The sequence below is a fragment of the Aeromonas sp. QDB34 genome (assembly GCF_027705405.1).
In the GTDB taxonomy this organism is placed as follows: domain Bacteria; phylum Pseudomonadota; class Gammaproteobacteria; order Enterobacterales; family Aeromonadaceae; genus Aeromonas; species Aeromonas hydrophila.
Genome location: NZ_JAPDBT010000053.1, coordinates 1 through 2619 on the forward strand (window position 1 = coordinate 1; position 2619 = coordinate 2619).

3 protein-coding genes and 1 pseudogene are annotated in these 2619 nt (G+C 50.6%); 2 read left to right on the forward strand and 2 right to left on the reverse strand.

Features of this window, described 5'->3' with window-relative positions:
• The coding region (locus tag OKC29_RS22930) for a hypothetical protein (protein WP_222847780.1) at positions 1-238 on the forward strand (238 nt) is incomplete at its 5' end.
• Between the two features lie 53 nt (positions 239-291).
• On the opposite strand, the gene OKC29_RS22935 is transcribed toward OKC29_RS22930, so the two are convergent.
• A complete protein-coding gene (locus tag OKC29_RS22935; RefSeq protein WP_004099020.1) occupies positions 292-663 on the reverse strand; it encodes a hypothetical protein in 372 nt (123 codons plus the stop codon).
• A gap of 156 nt (positions 664-819) precedes the next feature.
• On the opposite strand from OKC29_RS22935, the gene OKC29_RS22940 reads away from it, so the two are divergent.
• Positions 820-2094, forward strand: a complete 1275-nt coding sequence (locus OKC29_RS22940) for an IS4-like element ISApu2 family transposase (RefSeq protein ID WP_045892401.1) — start codon at positions 820-822, stop codon at positions 2092-2094.
• A 13-nt stretch (positions 2095-2107) separates the two neighbouring features.
• On the opposite strand, the pseudogene OKC29_RS22945 reads toward OKC29_RS22940, so the two are convergent.
• Positions 2108-2485, reverse strand: a pseudogene (locus tag OKC29_RS22945) (DUF4158 domain-containing protein); the annotation flags it as partial.
• Between the last annotated feature and the right edge of the window lie 134 nt (positions 2486-2619).

Consider the following 2619-nt stretch of genomic DNA (forward strand, 5'->3'; position numbering starts at 1 on the left):
GGCGATAAAATCAGATCACAAACGAAGCCTTTTTTATATCTATTTCAATTGGTTGCCGCTAAAGATCCTGTACATGAGTGAGGGTTATGGTGGCTATATGCTGGATATTGCTATTCAGATGACAGCCATATGGGGAAGATTACAGGCGCCTGAAATAACAGCAGAGTATGGAGTGACTACCACGGCTGGAGGTTGGCACGGGCTGATCCCCTCTCCCTTTGGGAGAGGGTTAGGGTGAGGGGAGCTGGCTGACCGGGTGTAGCAACCAGGCGGCATTACACCGCTGAATCTTCAGTTATTGAAATTCCACGCGATCGGCAGTTCGACGTCGAAGATAAGTGCATCCCCGTCGAGGCGAAAGGCCAGGCTGGTCTGGTGCTGGTCGTATTCGTTGATAATCAGGCAGCTCTCGGCGAAGTTGGACTCGTAGTTGATATGGGCCACTCCTTCACGGCCGTCAGCGAGTTCGATGCTGAGCACCCGCAGCGGGTTCTCCTGACTGAGGTTGACCCGGGTGTCCCCCACGTCCACCAGCCGTTCCAGCAGAGGGAAGAAATCTTGTCTGTGGGTCGTTATGGCCTGGGTGATGGCCTGCTCCAGCTCAGCCTGGGTGGCGAAGGGGCCGCCGAGTGGGTAGCGGGTCTGGATCCTTTCCTGAGTCATTGCGTTTCCTCCTGAACTGAGATGTGGCAACAGTTTGGCCGCTGCAGTGACCTGTCATGTACAGGATCTTTAGCTACAACCAATTGAAATAGATAGAAAAAAGGCTTCGTTTGTGATCTGATTTAATCGCAAAAAAAAACCGACACGCCCGAAGCCATGACTATTATCAATGCAACCCAGTACCTCAAGCAACTTCTTAGCTCTTCTGAACTCAACCGGATCGGTAAATTTACCGGTTTTTGTCAGCGACTCCGGGATATCCAGCCTGCGAGACTACTCCCGGCTCTGCTCTCAGGGCTTGGTTGCGACAAGGTGGATGGTATTGCTGGTTTGCATCGCCATTTCAATGCGTTGCAGCTCCATGATACTGACCAAATAGCGTATAAACCCTTTCACAACCAGTTACGCAAGCAGGGTTTTCCCTTGTTCATGCGCGCACTGGTTGAACGAGCCATCGCCTTACGCCTCAAGGAGTGTCTACCGGACGCCCACGGACTGGCAGGCTTTGAGCAGGTACTGCTGCAGGACGGGTCGTCATTCGCGTTACATCCGCAATTGGCAGAACATTTCCCGGGCCGATTCAATAAGCACAGCCCCGCTGCGGTAGAGTGTCATATGACCATGTCCTTGCTGGACCAGTCGCCGATATCGATGAGTATCACGGCGGATACCGAATCGGAGCGCAAGCATCTTCCGGCCGAAAATTCGTTAAATAACAAACTGTTATTGGCGGATGCCGGTTACATCAGCCGCGAGTACTTTGCTGATGTGACCAAAGCCAAAGGAAGCTATCTGGTCAGAGGGAGTCAAAATCTCAATCCCAAAGTACAGGCAGCTTACCGACAGGACGGCAGGGAAATGCCCAAGTTACTCGGAAAAAAGCTCAAGGATATCGATCGGAGAAGCTGCAGAGCCGAGGTTCTGGATCTGGATGTGAGTTCGGGAAAGTATAAATATCGACTCATAAGACGTTGGTTTGCAGAGGAAAAACGGTTCTGTATATGGATGACCAATCTTCCGCGTGAGCGATGGCCAGCCGAGAAGGTGATGGCATTGTATCGTTGCCGTTGGCAGATCGAACTGTTGTTCAAAGAGCTGAAATCACATAACCGGTTGAAGGCGTTCGCGACACGACAAAAAGCGATAGCGGAAGGCTTGATCTGGGCTAGTTTGCTGGCCTTGCTGGTCAAACGTCGGCTGGCGCTGACGCTGATTGGCAGCGCGGAGTTATCGATGCTGAAGATTGCCAAAAACAGCGCGCTTTGGTTAATGCCGATATTGGCGAGCATCATCCATGGTGCGTGGCAGGAAATAACAGAGAAGTTGGAGTGGGCAATGGTGTATTTATCCAAAAACGGCAAAAAGAGTAGGCAGAGAAAATCCAAGCAAAACAACACGTTAGACGGTATTATTAATTCGCTTGCCGCTTAAGGTTCTGTACATGAAGGCGAAATGTCCAGGGCCAGGCAAATTCACGATACTGATAGTGCTGACGTATCAGCGCTGCATGCTCACGGCGGGTATTTTCCCTCTGACCGTATTCTGCAAGAACGGTGATATCACGAATCCCGAGCTGTCTGGCGGTAAAATGCCGGACGCCGGAAGGAATATGATTCATATCGGTGAGGAAGGTGCCCAGAAAACGGACACATCCAATTTGCAGGGCAATGCCCAGACGGTTGTGATCACCTCTGCTTTTTCCGATAAATTCCTTGTCTGCTTCATCAAGATGAAAATATCGTGCCAGCTGAAGCTCATCCGGTTCACCGGTGAATCTGCCATAGCTTTCAGTCTGCTCAGTGGTCAGAAAGTCAACGGGCATATCGGCCTCCCTGCCTGACGGGCATTTAGTAACATTTTTGCAACCGTCCGAAATGTTATAAATTATCAGACATAGTAAAACGGCTTCGTTTGAGTGTCCATTAAATCGTCATTTTGGCATAATAGACACATCGT

Bases quoted from the DNA above. Each gene is read 5' to 3' on its own strand.
- OKC29_RS22940 (WP_045892401.1), top strand. From the start codon at position 820: ATGACTATTATCAATGCAACCCAGTACCTCAAGCAACTTCTTAGCTCT.
- OKC29_RS22935 (WP_004099020.1), bottom strand. From the start codon at position 663: ATGACTCAGGAAAGGATCCAGACCCGCTACCCACTCGGCGGCCCCTTC.